The 20,189-nt window shown below is 71.0% G+C and carries 18 protein-coding genes and 1 pseudogene; 8 read left to right on the forward strand and 11 right to left on the reverse strand.

Features of this window, described 5'->3' with window-relative positions; translation table 11 throughout:
- Positions 1-584 precede the first annotated feature (584 nt).
- A complete protein-coding gene (locus FF096_RS20875; RefSeq protein ID WP_155221082.1) occupies positions 585-2,624 on the forward strand; it encodes a beta-galactosidase in 2,040 nt (679 codons plus the stop codon).
- 38 nt (positions 2,625-2,662) lie between these two features.
- Here the strand turns inward: FF096_RS20875 and FF096_RS20880 are convergent.
- Positions 2,663-2,746 (reverse strand): annotated as a pseudogene (locus tag FF096_RS20880) (IS5/IS1182 family transposase); the annotation flags it as partial.
- Between the two features lie 268 nt (positions 2,747-3,014).
- Between FF096_RS20880 and FF096_RS20885 the strand changes: the two are divergent.
- Positions 3,015-4,232 carry a SpoIIE family protein phosphatase gene (locus tag FF096_RS20885; RefSeq protein WP_196222596.1) on the forward strand — a complete coding sequence of 406 codons (1,218 nt, stop codon included), beginning with the start codon at positions 3,015-3,017 and terminating at the stop codon, positions 4,230-4,232.
- A 496-nt stretch (positions 4,233-4,728) separates the two neighbouring features.
- Here FF096_RS20885 and FF096_RS20890 read toward each other — a convergent pair whose 3' ends face one another.
- Positions 4,729-5,508, reverse strand: coding sequence for an HAD family hydrolase (locus tag FF096_RS20890; RefSeq protein ID WP_155221086.1), 780 nt, complete (start codon positions 5,506-5,508; stop codon positions 4,729-4,731).
- A 333-nt stretch (positions 5,509-5,841) separates the two neighbouring features.
- Here FF096_RS20890 and FF096_RS20895 point away from each other — a divergent pair, with 333 nt between their 5' ends.
- The 5 genes from FF096_RS20895 to FF096_RS20915 all read left to right on the forward strand — a co-directional run bounded on the left by FF096_RS20895 (position 5,842) and on the right by FF096_RS20915 (position 10,361).
- Entirely contained in the window at positions 5,842-6,387 is a 546-nt protein-coding gene (locus tag FF096_RS20895) for a GNAT family N-acetyltransferase (protein ID WP_155221088.1), read from the forward strand.
- Positions 6,388-6,525: 138 nt separating this feature from the next.
- On the forward strand, positions 6,526-7,704 hold the full coding sequence (locus tag FF096_RS20900) for a sensor histidine kinase (RefSeq protein ID WP_155221090.1): 1,179 nt from the start codon (positions 6,526-6,528) through the stop codon (positions 7,702-7,704).
- The gene (locus tag FF096_RS20905) at positions 7,694-8,899 is read left to right on the forward strand and encodes a hypothetical protein (RefSeq protein WP_155221092.1); all 1,206 of its coding nucleotides are present in this window, start codon (positions 7,694-7,696) and stop codon (positions 8,897-8,899) included. The genes FF096_RS20900 and FF096_RS20905 overlap by 11 nt, the downstream gene beginning before the upstream one ends.
- Positions 8,872-9,585 (forward strand): response regulator transcription factor, encoded by a 714-nt coding sequence (locus tag FF096_RS20910; protein WP_155221094.1) that lies wholly within the window; start codon positions 8,872-8,874, stop codon positions 9,583-9,585. Before FF096_RS20905 ends, FF096_RS20910 begins: the two co-directional genes overlap by 28 nt.
- 74 nt (positions 9,586-9,659) lie before the next feature.
- Positions 9,660-10,361, forward strand: coding sequence for a hypothetical protein (locus FF096_RS20915; RefSeq protein WP_155221096.1), 702 nt, complete (start codon positions 9,660-9,662; stop codon positions 10,359-10,361).
- 19 nt (positions 10,362-10,380) lie between these two features.
- On the opposite strand, the gene FF096_RS20920 is transcribed toward FF096_RS20915, so the two are convergent.
- The 8 genes from FF096_RS20920 to FF096_RS20955 all read right to left on the reverse strand — a co-directional run bounded on the left by FF096_RS20920 (position 10,381) and on the right by FF096_RS20955 (position 18,861).
- Positions 10,381-11,130 carry a 1-acyl-sn-glycerol-3-phosphate acyltransferase gene (locus tag FF096_RS20920; protein ID WP_155221098.1) on the reverse strand — a complete coding sequence of 250 codons (750 nt, stop codon included), beginning with the start codon at positions 11,128-11,130 and terminating at the stop codon, positions 10,381-10,383.
- Positions 11,131-11,270: 140 nt separating this feature from the next.
- On the reverse strand, positions 11,271-13,331 hold the full coding sequence (locus tag FF096_RS20925) for a glycogen debranching N-terminal domain-containing protein (protein ID WP_155221100.1): 2,061 nt from the start codon (positions 13,329-13,331) through the stop codon (positions 11,271-11,273).
- Positions 13,331-13,699, reverse strand: coding sequence for an SCP2 sterol-binding domain-containing protein (locus FF096_RS20930; RefSeq protein WP_155221102.1), 369 nt, complete (start codon positions 13,697-13,699; stop codon positions 13,331-13,333). The genes FF096_RS20925 and FF096_RS20930 overlap by 1 nt, the downstream gene beginning before the upstream one ends.
- Positions 13,700-13,870: 171 nt before the next feature.
- On the reverse strand, positions 13,871-14,287 hold the full coding sequence (locus FF096_RS20935; protein ID WP_155221104.1) for a CBS domain-containing protein: 417 nt from the start codon (positions 14,285-14,287) through the stop codon (positions 13,871-13,873).
- A gap of 67 nt (positions 14,288-14,354) precedes the next feature.
- Complete coding sequence (locus FF096_RS20940; RefSeq protein ID WP_309223689.1) at positions 14,355-14,795, reverse strand: PPOX class F420-dependent oxidoreductase; 441 nt, start codon at positions 14,793-14,795, stop codon at positions 14,355-14,357.
- Positions 14,796-14,815: 20 nt separating this feature from the next.
- Positions 14,816-15,838, reverse strand: a complete 1,023-nt coding sequence (locus FF096_RS20945) for an aspartate-semialdehyde dehydrogenase (protein ID WP_155221108.1) — start codon at positions 15,836-15,838, stop codon at positions 14,816-14,818.
- 245 nt (positions 15,839-16,083) lie between these two features.
- The gene (locus tag FF096_RS20950) at positions 16,084-17,436 is read right to left on the reverse strand and encodes a pitrilysin family protein (protein ID WP_309223690.1); all 1,353 of its coding nucleotides are present in this window, start codon (positions 17,434-17,436) and stop codon (positions 16,084-16,086) included.
- A 132-nt stretch (positions 17,437-17,568) separates the two neighbouring features.
- Positions 17,569-18,861: a pitrilysin family protein gene (locus FF096_RS20955; protein WP_155221110.1), complete on the reverse strand. Its 1,293-nt coding sequence runs from the start codon at positions 18,859-18,861 to the stop codon at positions 17,569-17,571.
- 154 nt (positions 18,862-19,015) lie between these two features.
- Between FF096_RS20955 and FF096_RS20960 the strand changes: the two genes are divergently transcribed.
- The gene (locus FF096_RS20960; RefSeq protein ID WP_196222597.1) at positions 19,016-19,747 is read left to right on the forward strand and encodes a phosphodiesterase; all 732 of its coding nucleotides are present in this window, start codon (positions 19,016-19,018) and stop codon (positions 19,745-19,747) included.
- Here the strand turns inward: FF096_RS20960 and FF096_RS20965 are convergent.
- Complete coding sequence (locus FF096_RS20965; RefSeq protein ID WP_155221112.1) at positions 19,714-19,929, reverse strand: hypothetical protein; 216 nt, start codon at positions 19,927-19,929, stop codon at positions 19,714-19,716. The two genes, FF096_RS20960 and FF096_RS20965, sit on opposite strands and share 34 nt — an antisense overlap.
- Positions 19,930-20,189 lie beyond the last annotated feature (260 nt).

A 20,189-nucleotide genomic window follows, 5' to 3' on the forward strand; every position in this document is an offset into this window, starting at 1 on the left:
GGTGACCGGTCGGCCCGAAGGTTGAACACATCGGTAGTTGGCCTCCGCTCCGCGCTCATCCCGCGTGGGGCGGAGGCTTACTCTTGTGCGGTGATGCTCACGCCGAACTCCGGTCGAGGTCCGGCCGGGCATCAGGTGTCTCGGTTTCCGCTGCATTCGCCGACGGTGCGCCCGCTTGCGTTTCACGGCCTGGATCTGCTCGTAGACGTGGGTGCGCCGGCACCTCACCTGGCGTGGATATCGCGGCCGGAGACGAAGATCGCGAGCAGATGATGTGCGCGCACCAGGCTGAACGCCAAGCGACCGCGGGTGGCTGCTGTGGTGGGAGTGCAGCAGGCGCCCATTGTCGAACACGCCGGCGAGGCATGCCCGCTACGCGCACCCGAGCAGCACACGGCGTGGACGATCGGGGCGCGGGATGTTCCCGGCTCGCCGGCCGGACCCGGTCGGCAACGCCGGCGTGCTGGTGGTGGCAGTCGGCGTCATGGCGTGCTCCTGCGAGACGCTGCTCAGTTCGGTGCTCCTGCTGGCGTTGCTACGAACCAACCACCCGATGATCTACAAGGCCCGTAGGGAGTTCACGCATGAGCCTGCCCGCTACCTCGAAGGTGCCCTTCGGCGGGGACTACAACCCCGAGCAGTGGCCGGAGGAGCTGTGGAAGGAGGACTACCGTCTCTTCGACGCCGCTCGGATCGATCTGGTCACGCTCGGCGTCTTCGACTGGGCACTGACCCAGCCCGCCGAGGACGTCTACGACTTCTCGATCCTCGACCGGATCATCGAGCGGGCTGGAGTGGAGGGGCGCGACATCTGTCTGGCAACCGGTACCGGTGCGCATCCGCCGTGGCTGGCGAAGGCGTACCCGGAGGTGACCCGGACCGACTTCGAGGGGCGCCGGCACCGGTACGGGCAGCGGCACAACTCCTGCCCCAGTTCACCGGCGTTCCGGCGGCTCTCCGCTGAGCTGGCTCGCCGGATCGCCCGCCGGTACGCCGGTCACTCGTCGGTTCTGGCGTGGCACGTCGGCAACGAATACGGCGGGGCCTGCTACTGCGCTCTCTGCGCCGCCGGCTTCCGCGACTGGCTGCGGGCGCGGTACGCGACTCTGGAGGCTCTCAACGCGGCCTGGTACACCACCTTCTGGTCGCACACCTTCACCGACTGGGACGAGATCGAGCCGCCGTCTGCGCTGACCGAGCACTGGCGAGGGCCGGACCACACCGCGTTCCAGGGCATCACCCTGGACTACCTGCGGTTCATGTCGGAGGCGATGCTCACCAACTTCCGTGACGAGAAGGCGGCGATCCGCGAATCAAGCCCGGACGTGCCGGTGACGACGAACTTCATGGGCATGTACCGACCGATCGACTACCACCGCTGGGCTGAGGATCTCGACTTCGTCTCGTGGGACAACTACCCGCCAGACGACGCCTCGCAGGCCCGGATGGCGCTGACCCACGACCTGATGCGAGGGCTCAAGGACGGGCAGCCGTTCTGGCTGATGGAGCAGACTCCGAGCTATACCGCCAGCCGCGACGTCAACCCGTTGAAGCGTCCCGGGCTGATGCGGCTCTGGAGCTGGCAGGCGGTGGCGCACGGTGCGGACGCCGTACTCTTCTTCCAGATGCGGGCCTCTCGGGGTGCCTGCGAGAAGTACCACGGCGCGGTCATCGGCCACGCCGGCCGGCAGGACACCCGGGTCTTCCGCGAGGTGGCGGAGCTGGGGGCGGAGTTGGATCGGCTCGGCGGCGCGGTGCTCGGCGCCCGGACACCGGCCCGGGTCGCGTTGCTCTTCGACTGGGACAGCTGGTGGGCGTTGGAGATCTCCGACGGCCCTTCCCGAATGCTCCGCTACCAGCAGGTGATGCTCGCCTACCATCGCGCGCTCTGGGACGCCGGGGTCGACATTGACGTCGTGGCGGTCACCGCCGACCTCGACGGCTACGATGTAGTCGTCGCTCCGGTGCTGCACATGCTCAAGGGCGACCTGCCGGAACGCCTGGAGCGGGTCGCGTCCCGGGGCGGGTCGGTCCTCACCACGTTCCTTTCCGGACGGGTGGACGAGAACGACAACGCCTTCCTGATGGACGTACCCGGCCCGCTCGGGCCGCTGATGGGGGTCCGGGTCGATGAATGGGACGCGCGCGGGCCGGAGGTCGTGAACCCGGTGCTCCTTACCGCCGGCGCCGACCGGGTGCGGGTGGAGTCGCGGCTCCTCTTCGAACTGGTGATCCCGACCGGCGCCGAAGTCGTCGGTCGCTACCAGGCCGACTTCTACGCTGGTACCCCGGCCGTCACCAGGAACGCGTTCGGCGCCGGTGACGGCTGGTACGTCGCAGCCGGACTGGACCAGGCCGGGGTCTCCTGGGTCGTCCGGCGGGTGCTGGACCGGCACGGCCTGGTCGGGCCGTACGCGGACGTGCCCGACCTGGAGACGGCTGTCCGGGTCGCGCCCGACGGAGCCCGGCTGCTCTTCCTGCTCAATCACGGGGCCGAACCGGTCGAGGTAGCTGCCCAGTCCGGTGGCGTCGACCTGCTGACCGGGGACCGGGTCGTCTCCGGGGGGCGGGTACGGCTCGACCCGCGCGGGGTCAGGGTCCTCCGCGACGACCCGGCCGGTTGACCCGTACCACGCGACATCGTTGGCGCCTGACGCCCACAGGCCCGTCGGGGGCAGCAGCGGAGTTTGGTCAGGGTCTTCCAGCCCTTGAGGGCGGCGACGGCACGCTCGCCGACTGCGCGGACGAATCCCGACACGAGCCGACCTCACGAGGCCGACGAGCGAGCACCACGACAGCCGGCGCACCGGCCGGTAGCGGTGCTCGCCCTGTCGAGTGCCCTGGTAGCGCTGAGCCACGAGACCGAACGGCAGGTGCCTGAGAGTGGCACCGCCGTCATAGTCGGTCTCGTCAGCGGCAGGTGATAATGGTTGAGGACCACACGACAGGCGGATCATCCATCGTGCTGGCGTCGAGCTTCCGTGCTGCGGATGCGGCCGGAGAGAGGATCTGCCGTGATCGGTGAGACCAACCTGCCGTTCGGGCCGTCCCCCGGAGCGGATCCGGGGGCGCCGACAGCCGCGATCCTGCTCATCGAAGACGACCCCGGCGACGCGCTACTCACCCGGGAGTTGCTGGCGGACAGCGGGATCAGCGCCCGGTTCACCCAGGCCAGCAGCCTGACCGAGGCCTCGACCACATCCACGACGCCGAACTGCGTCCTGCTCGACCTGCACCTGCCCGACCGTCAAGGGCTGGAGGCCCTCCGAGGGGTGCTGCACCGGTGGCCGGACGCAGCCGTGGTGGTGCTCACCGGTCTCGACGACGCCGCCACCGGAACAGCGGCCGTCGCCGCCGGAGCACAGGACTACCTCGTCAAAGGCCACATCGACGGCGCTCTGCTCGGCCGCACGATCGAGTACGCCATCCAGCGCCGACGCGCTGTGGTCACCGAGCGACAGCTGCGAGACAGCCGAATGCAGGCCAGCGAGAACATTCGACTGCAGCGCGGCCTGCTCCCGACACCGCTGATCACCGACCCCGCCCTGACCGTCGACAGCAGATACGTACCCGGGCGAGGGCAGTCGCTACTCGGCGGTGACTTCTTCGACCTCGTACAGGATGAAGACGGCACGATCCACGCAGTCATCGGCGACGTCTGCGGCAACGGCCCGGACGAAGCCGCGATCGGCGTCGGCCTACGTGTCGGGTGGCGCACCCTCACCCTGGCCGGTGTGGACAAGGCATCCCGGATGCGCCTGCTGGAACAGGTGCTGGTCGCCGAACGGCCACACGAGGCGATGTTCGCCACCGCATGCACGATCCGCATCGCTCCTGACCGGTCAAAGGCGGTGATCGTCAGCGCCGGTCACCCTCCACCCCTGATGATCACGCCCGACGGCGCTCACCCCATGCCGATCCGACATCACCTCGGGCTGGGCATGTTCCCCGGACGGGGCCGCTGGCAGGAATCGGTCGTCACCCTGCCCCCGGGCGCGGGTCTACTTCTCTACACCGACGGCGTCTACGAAGGGTTCAGCCAGGACGGCACCCGCCTCGGAGAACAACGCTTCATCGAACTCGCCCGCACGCTAAGCACCATCACCGAACCGGACGACTTCCTCACCGCCCTCCTCACCGACATTCAACGCGGCGACGACGGACGGCACAACGACGACACCGCCCTGCTCTACCTGACCTGGCCGTCACCCCCAACCCCCGACAAAACATGAGAGGCACGATCCCGGACAGAGCACACGACGCGGCGACGCCACCACAAGAGTGGTTCCGCTCGTGTCCACGCATGCTGCCGGTGGCCGGGGGCGGAGGCGCCGGTTACGGCCGCTACGCCGTCGCCCTAAGTTTAGATTGGAAGGCAGAGTTGGCAGAAGCTGAGCCGGCTCGGCACCCTCATCGCCCCCACCAAATTACGGGCCTTCCACTGGAGCCACCAGTGAGCCCGGTGTGAGCCCGGACGGCCTAGCATCCGGCGCTATCGAACACTATGGACTGGCATCCGCAGGGGTATCCAGCTGGACAGATAGATACCCCTGCGGACTGCTAAGCACCCGGGATCACGGTTCGGGTTCAACTTCTAATCCCAAGGCCGCAGGTTCGAATCCTGCCGGGCGCGCCCATGTCCTAGCAGCTCAGCCGCGTGCCGATCCCGGCCGGGCCGAACACCGGCTCCCCGTGCCGGGGTCAGCCGACGAGGTGGGTCCGACGCCGTCAGTTCCTGACCGGTGGCTCGTCGTCAGGGTCGAGGCACTGCCGGAGCAGGGTCAGGAGACCGTGTCCGTCCTCGGCCTGGGAGTCCGGTCGCAGGTCAGGGTGGGCCGGTTCGCGGTCGGTGCGCGGCGAGCGCATCAGGATGGCGGCACCGGCACCGGCCCGGCGAGCGCAGGCCACGTCGCGGTGCAGGCTGTCCCCGACGAACCAGCAGTCGCCGATCGATACGCCGACGGCGTCGGCGGCCAGCCAGGCCAGCCGGGGATTCGGCTTACGGAGCCCGGCCTCGTCGCTGTAGAACTCGGCCACGAACAGGTCGGACAGCCCGGCTGCGGCGAGGAAGTCCCGATGCGCCGCACCGCAGAGGGCGTTGCTGACCACCGCCATCGGCAGACCCGCATCGGCCGCGGCCCGCAGCGCCTCCGGAATGCCGGGCCGGACGTGCCACTCCGGTCGCCAGGCCCAGGCGTACGCCAGCGGGGTCGCCGCTTCCTCCACCGCCCTGCGGGCTGGTGCCGGCCAGGTACGGGTCACGAACTCCGCCCACACCCGGGAGTGGGGCAGCTCGATCGGATCGTCGGTACGCCCGACGTCGTCACGCCATCGGGCGTAGGCGCGGTCGCCCTCGGTCAGGTCGGCGACGATCTGCTCGACCGGCACCGTGCCGCCGGTCACGTCGAACAGCTGACGGACCAGGTCCGGCGGTGCCGCCGGTTGGCGTGGGGCGTCGGCCAGGACACCACCGAAGTCCAACAGGAGTGCGCGAGGCGACCGCAGCATGCCCTCATCCTCGCGCACCCGACCGGGCGCACTGCGGTCGGCATCGTCAATCTTGGACAGTTCCTGCGAGCAAGGAACGGCAACTGCCCAAGATTGACGGATGGCTCGGGTGGCTGGGCGCCGTTCTGGGCGACGTGGGCGCGCGATCACGGTCCGGCGCGATCACGGTCCAGCGCGATCACGGTCCGGCGCGATCACGGTCCAGCGCGATCACGGTCCAGCGCGATCACGATCCAGCGCGATCACGGTCCAGCGCGATCCATGGTCCGTCGGTCAGGGGCCGGGGTCGGATATCGCTGGCCGGAGTGTGCGGTCGGGCCGTACGGTCACGCCATGCGCGTGCGCGACGAACTGGCGACCGATCGAGACGCTGTCCACGAGTTGCACCGGCTGGCCTTCGGTGACCACGGGGAGATGGTGGTGGAGCTGGTGCGGGCGCTGCGCGACGACGATCCGGAGGCCCTGAGCCTGGTCGCCGAGTCCGAGGACGAGGTCATCGGGCACGTGCTGTTCACCCGCAGCCTGCTCGACGCGCCACGACGGCTCGTACAGGTGCAGGTGCTCAGCCCGCTCGCGGTCACGCCGCAGCGGCAGCGGCGCGGTGTCGGCGGCACGCTGGTCCGGCACGGCCTGCGGCTGCTCGACGAGCGTGGCGTACCGGCGGTCTTCCTCGAAGGCGACCCCCGGTACTACGCCCGTCTCGGCTTCGCCGCCGCCGAGGAGCTGGGTTTCCGCCGACCGTCGCTACGCATCCCGGCGCCCGCCTTCCAGGTCGCCAGGCTTTCCGGGTACGAGCCGTGGATGACCGGTACGTTCGTCTACTCGGCAACCTTCTGGGACCAGGACTGCGTCGGCCTACGGGACACCGACAGCGACTGAGCGTCACGGCCGGATAGCCCAAGGTCCACAATGGGGTGACCCAGGGTCATCGGAACCACTGCCGTGTGTTATTCTCCGGCGTCGATCTCCGCCGCGCGGACCCGGATCGGGTCGTTTGTCGCAAAGGACGCTTTCCCGATGCCGGCCTTGCCCGACCCGATCACGTCACCCGACGCGGTGGACCGTCCGGCCGCTGGCGCGTTCGCGTTCATCTTCACCCGGTTGCCGGCGCTACTGCGGCTCTCCTGCGGCCTGTTCTGCCTGGTGGTGGCGCTCGCCGTGCGTACCCCGCCGGTCCGTGCGGAACTGCTCCTGCCGGCCGTGGCGGTCCTGACCGGATGGTCACTCTGGTACGCGTCGCGCGCCTGGCGGAACGGCATCGGCGCGCCACTCGTGGCCGGCGACGTGGCGCTGACCAGCACCGCGTGCCTGGCCATCCCGGTCCTGGTCGCACCCGAGGTCCTGCCCGGTGAGGCCAGTTGGATCGCGGTCCTGGCCAGCACCACCGTGATCAACGCTCAGGCGACCGCACCGGCGTACTGGTCGATCCCGGCCGGGCTGCTCGTCGTCGCGGCGTACGCGACGGGTGCCTCCCTGGCGGGCAACCCGACCGAGGCGAAGGCCCACGCGACCACCCTGCTGGGCCAGATCGCCTGCACGGCGATGATGACCGCGTTGATGCGCCGACGTATCGCCCGGGCGGACGCGGCCTTCCTGACCGCCCAACGGGCCACCCGGCACGCGACGGTCGCCCGGATCGCCCGCGAGGCGGAGCGGCGACAGAACCGCGACCTGCACGACACCGTCCTGGCGACGCTCACCATGGTCGGGCAGGGCGCGGTGGGTGGATCCTCCACGGCGCTGCGCGAGCGGTGCGCCGCCGACCTGCGTACCCTCGCCGCCCTGGCCGAGGCACGGTCGGTGCCGCACGACGCGAGCGCCCGCCTGGACGAGCGCCTCCGGGCGGTGCTCGCCCGGCTGCCCAACCTGCCGGTCGTCGCCGACCTGCCGCCGTGCACGGTGGCGGCGGTCGTCGCGGAGGCCATCGCGGAGAGCGCGTACGCCGCGCTGGCCAATGTGGCCAACCATGCCCCCGGCGCGCGGGCGACACTGCGGCTACGCCGGTTCGCCGGCACCGTCACGGTCGAGGTGGCCGACAACGGTCCCGGCTTCGACCCGGCCACCGTGCCGCTCCACCGCTACGGTCTGCGCGAGTCGGTACGCGGCCGGATGGCGACGATCGGCGGGCGAGCCGACATCGACTCCGCCCCCGGCGAAGGCACCCGGATCCGGCTGGAGTGGTCGGATGTCGGCTGAGCCGGGTACGACCTTCCTGTCACCGGGTACACGAGCGGTTCCGCTGCCGACCCTGCGGGTCACCGATGGGATCGACGAGGGCGGCGTCGTCCGGGCCGCCGCCGCGGTGGCCCGGACCTCGGACCGGGGTGCCCGGATCGCCGCGGTCACCATCGCGCTGGTCTGGCACCTGGCCATCGGGCTGCCGGCGGTGCTGGCGGCCGGGTCGACGCTGACCGTGCCCGAGGTGGTGCTCGGTGCCTGGGTGCTGGTGGCGGGGTTGGGCGTGTTCGCCGGGATCCGGCTGCTCCGCGACGCCCCGCTGCCTCCGGCGCCGCTGGCCGCGCTGCTGCTGGTCGTCGACGTGGCGGTCTTCGCCGCGGTGGGTCGGTCCCTGCTGTTCAGTCCGGCGAACTGGGTGTGGGGCACCCTCGCCTGGTTCTTCCTGGTGGTGCTCTGGGGGCAGCCGGTGCACCGCCTGCTCGCCATGTTGGCCGCCCACGCGGCCACCGCGCTCAGCGCCGTCGTGCTCTACGGGGCGACGGACGCCGCCGATCTGGCCCGCGCCACGATGGCGTTCTACGGCACGTCGTCGCTGCCGGTGGCGGTCTTCGTCGGTGCGGCGGCGCTGGCCGCGTTGTCCCGGGAGCGGGCCGCCACAGCGGCGGCCACCAACGCGGTGCTGGCCGAGCGGGAGGCCGCCGAACAGGCCCAGCACGAACGAGGTGAGCGGCTGGAACTGGTCAGTCGAGCCGCCAGCGAGGTGCTGACCGACCTGGCCCAGGGGCTGGTCGACCCGACCGACCCGCAGGTACAACGGCGCTGCGTACGGGCCGCCGCCCGGTTGCGTCGCCTGATCGCCGAGTCCGACGACGTGCCACACCCGTTGCTGCACGAGCTGCGGGCCGCAGCCGATCTTGCCGAACGGAACGGTATTTCGATCGACCTGGTCACAATTGGTTCACCGCCACCGTTGCCGGTGTGGGTTCGCCGGAGTCTGGCCGACCCGCTCACCGCCAGCCTCGCGGATGCCCAGGACTGGGCCCGGTTGACAGTCGTCTCCGGTCCCGACGAGGTGGTGGTCAGTCTTGTCACACCCGACCGGGACGGCCCGGACACGACCGGGCATCCAGCGGAGGACGGCGACGGGCAGGTAGAGCACCTCTACGAACGGGACGGGAATATCAGATGGACGCAGACGCGCTGGCACCGGTGACGCCGGGACGGCCCGTCGGGGTGGCGATCGTGGACGACCACCCGGTGGTCATCGACGGGGTACGCGCCTGGCTCGCCACCGAGCCACGGCTGACCGTGCTGGCCACCGGCGACAACCCGGACGAGGTGTTGCGGGCCGCGCCGGAGGCCGACGTGATCCTGCTCGACCTTCGGTTGCGCGGGCGGCTGGTGCTGGACAAGCTGGCCGAGCTGAGCGCCGCCGGGCGACGGGTGGTGGTCTACTCCGAACATTCCGACCCGAACACCATGCTGGCCGCGCTGGACGCCGGGGCGGTGGCGTTCCTCGCCAAGCACGAGGGGCGGGAACACTGCGTGGCTACCGTGCTGGACGCGGCGAGCGACCGGCCGTACGTCGCGCCGGCGCTGGCCGGGGCGATGGTCGGCGATCCGCGACCCGATCGGCCGGTGCTGTCCGACAAGGAGCGTGAGGCGCTGCTGCTGTGGTTCCAGTCGATGTCGAAGGCGTCGGTGGCGCGGCGGATGCGGATCAGTGAGCACACCGTCAAGCAGTACGTCGATCGGGCGAGGATCAAGTACACGCGCGCGGGTCGACCGGCCGCCACAAAGGCGGCACTGCTTGCCCGCGCGATCGAGGACGGGCTAGTCCGACCGGAGGAGATCGGCATCTACCGGTCGCGGGCGGCGACCGATCAGCCGACCCCCTAACAGGCGTCATGACAGCACAGGCCGCCTTCGGCGAGGCTCGTGGATAGCTGCCGTCTGCACCGGAGGTCCCGACGATGCACGATGACGCCTCTCCGTTCTTCATCGCACCACACCGATTCGACGCGGTCGACGACGGCACGGGCCCGGTGCTCGACCGGCGGCACGGGCTGGTGCCGGAGACAGGCGAGCACGTGCTCGACCACCACCGGGTGGATGTGGCCGGCTACCTGCTCGGCCCCAGCGAGACCTACCGCACCTGGACGCTGCCGGCCCCGGTCGCCGTCACGGTCACCGATCACCGACTGACGTACGTGGGCGCGGGTAGCCACCTCGCGCTGGTGGGAGCCGCACGCCGTGCCCCGGCCCGGCTGCCGGGGCTGGTCAGCGGGCAGATCCGCTGGCAGTGGCCGTCCCGGTTGGAGTGGTTGCCGGCGGTCGACGGCAACCCGGCGACCTTGCTGGTGATCTGCGACGCGCTACGTACGATCCGACAGCCGGCGCTCGCCCTGACCGGCCCCGACGACCGCATCGGTGAACTCGCCCGGCAACTCCGCCATGCGATCGCCACGTTCCGGCTGGTCCGGCCGGAACTGGTGGACCTGTCCCCACCGGAGCGGGACGCGCTGGCCCGCCTGGCCCGGACCGCGTCGCTGCCCCGCACGGGGCGGGTGCTGCTGCCCGGCGCCCTACCTGTGGAGTTCCACTCCCGCGACGACTACTACCGGCCCAGGCACGCCGAGGACCAGCCGTACGACGCAGCGTCCGGGCAGCAGTAGACAGCTGCGGCGGCGGGGGTCACCGGGTCGACGAGGGCCGCTCCTCGGCGTCGAGCGCGAGGGCCTCCTGGGGAGTCGGCGCGGTGCCGCCGAGGTGCGCGGGCAACCACCACCGGTCCTCCGGCGAGGCCGGCTGGTCCGGGTACTCCCGCTGTGCTCGGTCGACCAGCGCGGTCAGCCTGGTGCGCAGGTCCTCGGTCATCGCGGCGGGGTCCGGGTACCCGCTGGGGTCCATCGGCTCGCCGACCAGGATGGTGACCGGCGTGTGGCGGCGGGTGAGCGTACGCGGACGCCCCTTCGTCCACAGCCGTTGGGTGCCCCAGAGCGCGACCGGCAACACCGGCACCTGCGCCTCGCGGGCCATTCGGGTGGCCCCGCTCTTGAGTTCCTTGACGGTGAAGGAGCGACTGATGGTGGCCTCGGGGAAGAGGCCCACCACCTCCCCCGCCCGCAGCGCCCCGACGGCGGCGGCGTACGAGTCGGCCCCGGCCCGCCGGTCCACCGGGATGTGGCGCATGCCGCGCATCAGCGGCCCCGACACCCGGTGCCGGAAGACGGAGTCTTTCGCCATGAAGCGGACGAGTCGCCGGGATTCCAGGGCGCCGAGGCCGCAGAAGATGAAGTCCAGGTAGCTGACGTGGTTGCTGGCCAGCACCGCCCCGCCGGTGCGGGGGACGTGGTGGTCGCCCTCGACGGTGAGCTTCAGGTCGAGGACCCGGAACATCGTCTTGGCGGCGGCGATCACGGGCGGGTACACGAGTTCCGGCATTCCGGAACTTTACCCCGAGTAGGTTACGCGCTGGTAGGGACAGGTCCACGGGGCGCCCGCCGCCGGTAGGGGGCAGTGGTCGTTCACGGCCCCGGCCGGGTCGCCCGTCGTCCGCCCTTCGGGCAACCCGGCCGCGCCGCTCAATCGGCGAGCTGGTCCAGGTCCAACCGGCCACGGGCGAAGGCGTCCACCCGGCCCCACCGGCCCGGGATGTCCAGCACCTCGATCCGCCCCATGCCGATGGGCAGTCGGGGCTCGACCGCCAGATGCCCCTCGTGTGGTTCCAGGCCGAGCATCGTACGCAGCAACAGCAGCGGCGCCCCGGTCGACCACGCCTGCGGACTACACGCCGTCGGATACTCCACCGGGAACTTCGTCTGCTCGCGTGGGTAACCGCCGAACGCCTCCGGCAACCGACCGTCGAAGTACCAGGCGGCGTCGAGGATGCCGCTGGCGATCATGGCGGCCTCCTCCGGGAAGCCGTACCGGCGCAGACCCCAGGCGCAGAACGAGCTGTCGAAGGGCCAGACGGTGCCGTTGTGGTAGCCGATGGGGTTGTAGCGCACCTCGCCCTCGGCCAGGGTCCGCACCCCCCAGCCGGTGAACAGCCGTGGCCCGACCAGGTGCTCGGCGATCCGCTCGGCCCGGTCCTCGTCGACGATGCCGCTCCAGAGCAGGTGACCGATGTTGGAGCTGAGCACGTCACACTGGCGACCGTCCCGGTCCAGCGCGAGCGCGTAGTAACCGCCGTCCTCGACCCACCAGTCCCGGTTGAACCGCTCCTTCAGGGCCGCGGCCTCCCGCTCCAGTTGATCGGCGTACGCCGGGTCGTCCCAGAACTCGCGGGCCAGCCGCGCGCCGCGCATCTTCGCGTCGTACGCGTACCCCTGCACCTCGCAGGTGGCACGCGGAAACGGCGGTAGCGTGCCGTCGCGGTAGGAGATGGAGTCCCAGGAGTCCTTCCAGCACTGGTTCTCCAGGCCGGTCTCGGTGTTCCGCCGCTCGTACCAGATGTAACCGTTGCCGACCAGGTCGGCGTAGTCGTCGATCCACCTGAAGGCCCGCCGGCATTCCTGCTCCAACTCCTTGACCAGCGCGGCGTCTCCGCTCCACTGCTCGTACTCGTCGAGCAGCACCACGAACAGCGGCGTCGCGTCGACCGATCCGTAGTACGGCGAGTGCGGCTGCTCCTCGAACGCGGCGGTCTCGCCGTAGCGCATCTCGTGCAGGATCCGGCCCGGATCCTCCTCCCGGAAGTCGTCGAACCGGGTGCCCTGGAGCGAGCCCAGGACCCGCAGTGTGGTCGCGCTCAACTCCGGGGTGAACGGCAACGTCTGCAAACAGGTCAGGATGCTGTCCCGACCGAACATGGTCATGAACCAGGGCAGACCGGCGGCGGGGATGTTCTGGCCGCCCAGGGAGAGCGGCGAGAAACGCAACGCCGCCAGGTCGACGATGCACTTGCGGTACGTCGCGGCCACCTCGTCGTGCTCACTGTTCACCTTCGGCGCCTTGGCGATCCACTCTTCGAGGTCCTGTTGCAGGGTGAGCCGCTCGCTGCCGTGCACCCGCAACCCGAGGCGGAGGTCCCGGCCGCCCGGACCGATGGCCAGGGTCTGCACGTCGATGCCGGTGTCCCACTGCTCGTTCGGCTCCAGATGGATCGAGTACACGAAGCCGTTGCGGTCGTACCGGGCCGGCTCCGAGGACGAGATGACGGTCTCCCGCCTGAAGTTGCCGCGCCGGTAGCCCAGACGCAGCCGGTCCGCTTCGACCTCGGCGTAGATCTCCCCCTTCTTGTTGAGGATCTCGTCCTTGACCTCGAACAGGTCGGCGAAGTCGCAACCGGCGTCCATCCGGATCTCCAGATCGACCGCCTTCTCGTCGTGGTTGAGGATGGTGATGTGTTCCCGGAAGCTGTTACCGACCGCCCGTTCCCGGATGATCGACAGCTTCGCGTCGACGTAGTGGGTGGCCAGGCCGGGCACCAGGAAGAAACGCGACTCGTAGTACTGGAGGTCGTCGTAGGAGAGGGCGTTGAGTCGCTCGCCGTTGACCGTGAGCACCCACTTGGAGAGGAACCGGGTGTCGATGGAGAACAGGCCGGTCGGCTCGGTCGGTGTCGCCTCGATGTCCCCGGTGGGCTCGCAGACGACGAAGTTGTTGCCGTCGAGGATCCGTACGGTGTGGCTGGGTGGCATCACTGCACCCCCTTCCGGTAGCGCTGTGGCCCCCGGGAGTTCGCCGAACCGGGGAAGATCCGTTCCATCTGCACCACCAGGCGCCCGTCACCGGTGACCGTCATGTCCCCCCGCAGCAACGCCGCCAGACCGTTCTCGCGGCCGCTGACCAGTTCCTCGAAGAGCGCGGGGCTGGTGCCGACCACCGTGTCCGCTTCCATGTCCTCCCGGCTGACCTTGATGTTGCCCCGATCGATCCGCACCAGCCAGTGCAGGGTCTGCGGCCCCTCGTGCAGGTCGAAGCGCAGGGCTCCGGAGACCTTGGCCAGCACGGGCTCGTATCCCCGCTGGTCGAGGTCCTCGAAAAACCGCGTAGTCGCATCCCCCATCGGGCCCTCCTCCCGGTCGCTCGTGTCACGGAAGGGTCCCCGCCGCCCGGTTGCTCAACCTCACCCGCTTGGGGTGAACTCGCCCGGTGGCCCGAGCGGCCCGGCCGGGTCCGGCGCGAACGGCACGAAGCCGGCTCCCGCTCGGGAACCGGCTTCGGGTCGGTGCGACGCTCAGTTGTTGGGGTCGTCCGCGCTGATGTCGGCCAGCACCGACTGTGGCTCCCGCTCGACCGCCAGGTCACCCATGGACACCAGGCCGATTAACCGGCCGTCCTCCACCACGGGCAGCCGGCGCACGGCGTACGTCCGCATCAGGTCGGCGGCGGCGACCGCGTCGTCGTACTGGCTCACCGTCACCACGTCCTTGGTGGTGATCTGGTTCAGCCGGGTGCTCTCCGGGTCCAGGTTCTCCGCCACGCCTCGGACCGTGATGTCCCGGTCCGTGACGATGCCGACCACGTTGTCGCCATCCGTCACCACCACGTCACCGATCGCCGAGTCACGCATCTCCTGAGCCGCCGCGACAAGCGTGGCGTTGCCGTCCATGGTCACCAACCGGGTCGTCATGAACTCTCCGACCGTTGTCATGGCGCCTCCCTCTGGGTGTCAGGCAACCACGGGTCTACCCGACCACCGCCACCAGTAACGTGGCCAGTCAGCCACGCGGCGGCACACCGTACCGGCGCTCCACGCGCAGCCGCAGCGCCAGCCGCCGTTCGGCCACCATGGCCCGACGGAAGTCGTCCCAGTCCGGATGTTCCCCCTGCACCGCGCGGTACAGGTCGACCAGTTCGGCGACCGTGTCGTCGCCCGGATCCGCCGCGACCGGGGTCAGCTCGGCCCGCACCTCGGCCACCGCGTACGCCCAGCCGTCCTCGCTGGAGACGTGGAAGCTGGCCCGCGGGTCACGACGCAGGTTGGCCGTCTTCGCCCGGCCGTCGGTGACCGACACCCTGATTAGCCCGGCCACCCGGTCGTACGCGTAGACCACGTTGGACAGTTGCGGCCGACCGTCGCGCCGGATGGTCGCCAGCACCCCCAGCGACCGGCTGGCGATCAGATCGTCCAGGGCACGTTCGACCTGTTCCTCGGTCACGGCATCCTCCGGATCGGGCGTCAGCCTTCGGCGGCGACCAGCTCGGCGAGCTGCACGGCGTTGAGCGCGGCTCCCTTGCGCAGGTTGTCGTTGGAGCAGAACAGCGCCAAGCCGTGCTCGGCGGTCTCGTCGGCGCGGATCCGGCCGACGAAGGTCGGATCCTGACCGGCGGCCTGCAACGGGGTCGGCACGTCGGAGAGCGCCACCCCGGGCGCGTCGACGAGCAGCTCGTACGCCCGTTGCGCGCTGATCGGCCGGGCGAACCGGGCGTTGATCTGGAGCGAGTGACCGGTGAAGACCGGCACCCGCACACAGGTGCCGGAGACCTTCAGATCGGGAATCTCCAGGATCTTGCGGGTCTCGTTCCGGAGCTTCTGCTCCTCGTCGGTCTCCGCCGACCCGTCGTCGACGATCGAGCCGGCCAGCGGGAGCACGTTGAAGGCGATCGGCTGGGCGAAGGAGCGGGGAGCGGGGAACTCCACCGCGGCACCGTCGAAGGTGAGCCCGGTGGCGTTCTCGGCCACCTTGCGGACCTGCTCGTCCAGTTCGGCGACGCCGGCCAGACCGGCACCGGAGACCGCCTGGTAGGTGGCGACGACCAGGGCGACCAGTCCCGCCTCGGCGTGCAGCGGGCGCAGCACCGGCATCGCGGCCATCGTGGTGCAGTTCGGGTTGGCGATGATGCCCTTGGGCCGTACGGCGGCGGCATGCGGGTTGACCTCGGCGACGACCAGCGGCACCTGCGGGTCCATCCGGAACGCCGAGGAGTTGTCGATGACGACCGCACCCGCGGCGGCCACCCGTGGCGCCAGCTCCTTCGCCGAGCCCTTACCGGCCGAGAAGAGCACGATGTCCAGCCCCGAGTAGTCCGCGGTGGCCGCGTCCTCGACCGTGATCTCCTCGCCGCGCCACGGCAGCGTACGCCCCGCCGAACGGGCGGAGGCGAACAACCGCACCTGCTCCGCCGGGAAGTTGCGCTCCGCCAGCACCTGCCGCATCACGCCACCGACCTGGCCGGTGGCTCCCACAATGCCGATCCTCATGCCCGCGAGGCTACCCAGCCTGACACCCCGGCCGGGAATGCTTTCCCACCGCTGGGACCAGCCAGGGAAGGGCGAGGCGGACCGCTGCGGGACAGTAGCCCTTCGCCGGCCGGTTCCGCCGGAAGAACACCGCCACACCACCGGGGCCGGCCGCAGCATCTCAGCCCGGCCCCCGGTCGACCGCGACCGACGTCACAGTCGGGGCCGACCCACCGGGTTGACCCCGGGGGCCGGCCTCCGGCCGGTCAGCCCGCCGCCGGATGATCGATCAGCTCACCCAGACCGGTCGCCACCAGTTCGTCCCTGATCACTGCGGCGTCGCCCTCCACCACCAGGGTCAGCGACTCCGGGTGCAGGTGCGTCGCAGCCGCCGCCGAGACCTGGTCCACCTGCGCGGCGAGCAGTTCCTCCCGCAGCCGGGCGTGGTAGTCGTCCGGCAGGTCGTGCACCACCAGCGTGCTCAGCGCTCCGGCGATCGCCCGGGGGCTCTGCAACTCGACCGAGAGCTGGCCCGCCCGCCAGGACCGGGCCACCGCCAGCTCGTCCTCGGTCACCCCACCCGACTGGGTACGCGCGATCTCACCGACCGCCTCGACCAGCGCCGGAGCGGTGACGGCGGTCTGCACACCGGAGCTGACCGCGAACCGGCCGAACCGACGGGACGAGGCGAAATCCCCCCGGATGCCGTACGTGTAGCCGCGAACCTCCCGGATGAGGTGGTTCAGCCGCGAGGTGAACGCCCCGCCGAGCACCGTGCCGGCGAGCGCGATCGGCACGTGGTCCGGATGCGCCCGGTGCGGCCCGGGATGACCGAGCCGCAGCGTGGACTGCACCGAACCGGGCCGGTCGACGAGGATGATCCGCCGCCCGGTACGCACCGGCACCTCGATCGGCGCACCCCGGTCCACCGGCCCACCGCCGGTACCGGCGAACGCCGTCGCGGCGAGGGCGTCCAGGTCGAGCCGGTCCAGGTCACCGGCGACGACGAGGGTGCCCGGGCGGATGAACCACTCCGAGTGGAAGACGGTGACGTCCTCCACGTCCAGACCGGCCACCGAGTCGGGGTCGCCGTACATCGGCCGGCCCCACCGGTTGCCGGCACCGAACAGGTCGGCGCGTAGCGCCGCGTCGGCGCGTGGTCCCGGGTTGGCCCAGTTTATCCGCAGCGCGGTGACCTCGTCGTCGCGTACCCGCCGCACGTCGTCCGGGTCCAACCTCGGGGTACGCACCGCCTCGGCGAGCAGCTCCACCGCCGCGCCCAGCCGACCCACCGGCACCTGAACGCTCGCCTGGAAGGTGTCCCAGTCCAGCCCGGTCACCAGCTCGGTGCCGAGCGCCTCGATGGCCAGCGCGTACGCGGTCGCGTCGCGCTGTGCGGTGCCCTCCTCCAGCGCCTTGGCCAGCACCCCGCCGAGCCCTTCCCGGCCCACCGGCTCCCGGCCAGCGCCCGCGTCGAGCAGCAGCATCGCCACGGCGAGGTTCTGCCGGGGCAGGTGCGCGGCGACGACCTGACCACCGGCGACGGACCGGCGGACCACCTGGGGGAAGCGGTACGGGCGGGCGATGCCCGGAGCGGGACGGTCAGCGATCAACGTCACTGGGCAATCCTTTCGTTCGCGACTGCGGGGCTCGCGACTACCGGGCCGCGACGACCCACCAGGCCGCGCCGCTCACTCCTCGCGCTCACCGGGCAATCCTTTCGTTCGCGACTGCGGGGCTCGCCGCTCTCCTCACCGGGCCTCCTCGGGGAGGTAGGTCAGCGTCACCCGGTCGGCGGCGGCGAGCGTCTCCGTCGCCACCTCGGCGATCTGCTCGGCGGTCACCGCGAGCCAGCCAGGTAGCCGCTCGGCGACGGTGGCCGGGTCACCGAACTGCGTGGCGTAGCGACTCAACGCGTCCGCCCGGCCGTCCACGGTGGACATCTGTCGCCACCACGCGGTGGTCAGCAGCGCCTTCGCGCGGTCCAGCTCGGCGGTGGTGACCGGCACGGTCGCCAGTTCGTCGACCACCTCGGCCAGCCCGGCCGCCAACTGCTCGGCGCTCACGCCCGGCCGGGCGGTGGCGGTGGCGATCAGCGGTGCGGGGGCGTGCGCCAGGTCCACCCCGTACGCCCCGACCAGGTCGGGCTGGGCGAGCCGCTCGCCGTCGGCGAGCCGCTGGTAGAGCCGACTGCCCCGACCGCTGCCGAGCACGGTGGCCAGCACCGTCACCACGTCGTACCCGGGACTGCCGAACGGGTGGGTGCGGTGCGCGACGTACACCCGGGGTGCCGGAACGTCGGCGACCACCGTCTCCTCGACGGGCACACCGGTGGCCGGCACGACGCGACCGTCGGGTGCCGGCGGGATCTCCGGCCGGGGCGGGATGCCGCCGAAGTACTTCTCGGCCAGCGTGACCACCTCGTCCACCGTGGTGTCGCCGACCACCGTGAGTACGGCGTTGTTCGGCGCGTAGTAGGTCTGGTGGAACGCCTGGAAGGTGGCCAGGTCAGCGGCGTTCAGATCGGCCATCGACCCGATGGTGGCGTGATGGTAGGGGTGACCGGGTGGATAGAGCAGCGGCAGCAGCCGCAACCAGGCGTCGCCGTAGGGCACGTTCTCGTAGCGCTGTCGCCGCTCGTTCTTGACCACGTCCCGCTGGTTGTCCAGCGTCTCCTGGGTCAGTGCCGGCACCAGCCCACCCATCCGGTCGGCCTCCAGCCAGAGCGCCAGCTCAAGGTGCTCGGCCGGGACCGTCTCGAAGTAGTTGGTGCGGTCCGGGTTGGTGGTGGCGTTCAGCGAGCCGCCCGCACCTTGGACCAGCTTCATGTGCTCGGTCTTCGCGACGTGCGTCGAGCCCTCGAACATCAGGTGCTCAAAGAGATGGGCGAAGCCGGTCTGTCCGGCCGGCTCGTGCCGGGAACCGACGTCGTACCAGAGGTTCACCGCGACCGCCGGGGCGGTGCGATCCTCGCTGACCACCACACGTAGGCCGTTGTCCAGTCGGGTCATCGAGATCGGCCAGGGGTAACCGCTGTCGGGCATGGCACGACGCTATCCGATCTCCCTCCCCGGCAGGCTCCGGGACGCCCGCACCGGCGAGCCGCGTCGCGGGGCACCCCCGACGGGGGCCGTACCCGCTGACGACACCCGGGCGGGCAGGCGGCATCGACGGTACGACCGTGGGTATGCGGAAGACATGAGGATTCCCCGGTCGCAGCCCGCCGCCGTCGCCGAACGAGCGGCCCGAGCCCTGGCCCGGCTGCGCCGCAGTCGGTTGCTGCACCCGGCTGGCCGGTCCTTCGCCGGTGAGGTCCGCGTCTGGGGTGAGTCCGGCCAGCCGACCGGTGTCCGGCTGCTCGACCTGCCGGGGCGCTACCCGGCGGTGGTCCGCCTCTCCAAGGGAACGCCCACCCCGGGCAGCTGGCCCGACGTGCTGGGTCTGGCGGTGCGGATACACCGTCCGACCGGTCGCCCCTTCGACTTGCTGGTCAGCTCCAGCGCCGCCGCGCCGGGGCTACGCCACCTGCCGTTGCCCCGACGCCGCTTCGCCGGCACCTACAGCTCGATCATGTCCTACCGGGCCGGCCGGCGACGGCTGTGGTTGGCCGCGCTGGCCGACCCGGAGTCACCGGACCTGGGCCACGACCTGGCCGGGCTCTCCGCCGCGGTGACGGCGGAGCGCCCCGGGCTGGTCCTCGCGGTCGCCTCCGCGACGGGACCGTGGCGGCCGTTCGGGCGGGTCACCATCGGCGAGCAGCTCAGCGCGCGGGACGACGCCGCGCTCGCCTTCGACCCCGTCGGCAACCGCCCGGAGGAACTGCGGCTGGCCGGACCACTTGCCTGGCTGCGGCAACACACCTACCGGGGATCCCGGCGCGGTCGTGGCGTCCGGGTTCAGTCGGGCGGCTCGACGGGGTTGACAGTCTGATCCGAGGTACGCCGTTCCAGCACGGTGTCGGGGGCGGCGTTCTGGTCGGCCTCCCGGGCATCGGACTCGGCGAGGATCGCGTCGGCCTGCGCCTGCGCGTCGTCGCTGCCCGCGGCCGCCTCCTCGGGTAGCAGGTGTGCCCGGGACTCCACCCGCTCCTGGTCGCTTCGCTCGTCACTCATGCCGCTCCTCATACCCCGATGGCGTCTCCGGCACTCCGTGAGACTCCGGCGACGGGAGGGTGAGCGTTCGGGCACATTCAGGTACGCTTACCGGCGTGACGCGGTCGTATCGATGGTTTAGGCAGCCGGCTCGGCCGGTGACCTCACCATGATCTGACGTCACCGATTTCGAGCCGGCCGGGCAGGAGCTTTCGTTCCTGCCCTTTCGCGTACGAGCAGCCGGCTCGACCCGGGCACCGGCCCCGGGTGCGGTCGGCGGA

It is taken from the genome of Micromonospora sp. CP22, from assembly GCF_009712475.1.
Lineage (GTDB): Bacteria > Actinomycetota > Actinomycetes > Mycobacteriales > Micromonosporaceae > Micromonospora.